The 754-nt window shown below is 66.0% G+C and carries 1 protein-coding gene; it reads left to right on the forward strand.

The window, feature by feature from the left end; all coding sequences use genetic code 11:
- On the forward strand, positions 1-754 hold a 754-nt coding region (locus ACT3T5_RS19585), incomplete at both ends, for an MFS transporter (RefSeq protein WP_444595330.1).

Genomic DNA, 754 nt, shown 5'->3' on the forward strand with positions numbered 1-754 from the left:
CCTCGACATCTACGGGTTCGTGATGGCCGGGTTCCTCGTCGCGATGGGCGTCCTCGGCGACCGCGTCGGCAAGCGCCGGCTCATGGTGATTGGCGCCATCGTGTTCGGGATCGTCTCGATCGCCGCGGCGCTGACGACGAGCCCAGAGCTGATGATCCTCTGGCGAGCCGTTCTCGGGCTCGGAGGAGCCATGATGCTCCCCTCCACCCTCGGGCTGATCTTCGTACTGTTCGCCGACCCGAAGGCCCGCGGCATCGCGGTCGGGGTGTGGGCCGGCGGCATCTCCGCAGGCGTCGCGCTCGGCCCCCTGCTCAGCGGGCTCCTGCTCGAGGCGTTCGGCTGGCAGTCGACCTTCCTGGTCGCCGTCCCGGTGATGGCGCTGGTCGCGATCGGTGCCCCGCTGCTACTACCTGAGCACAAGGACCGTACTGCGAAGATCGACCTGTTCAGCGCACTACTTCTCGTCACTTCGCTACTCGGGATCATCTACAGCATCAAGCGCTTCGCTACCCAGGAGCCGGTCGGACCGACGATCGGACTGCTGGTCGCCGGAGCGCTGATCGGTCTATGGTTCGTGATCCGGCAGCTGCGGGCCACACACCCTCTACTGGATGTGCGACTGTTCGCCAACCGCACCGTCAGCGGAGCGCTCACCGTTTTCCTCCTGTCGGCTGCGGCATTGGGAGGGGTGTACTCCCTGTTCACCCAGTACCTGCAACAGGTTCAGGGGCTCTCACCGATGCAGGCGGGGCTA

Origin of the sequence: Brachybacterium sp. AOP3-A1-3 (assembly GCF_052378285.1) — a bacterium.
GTDB lineage: Bacteria > Actinomycetota > Actinomycetes > Actinomycetales > Dermabacteraceae > Brachybacterium.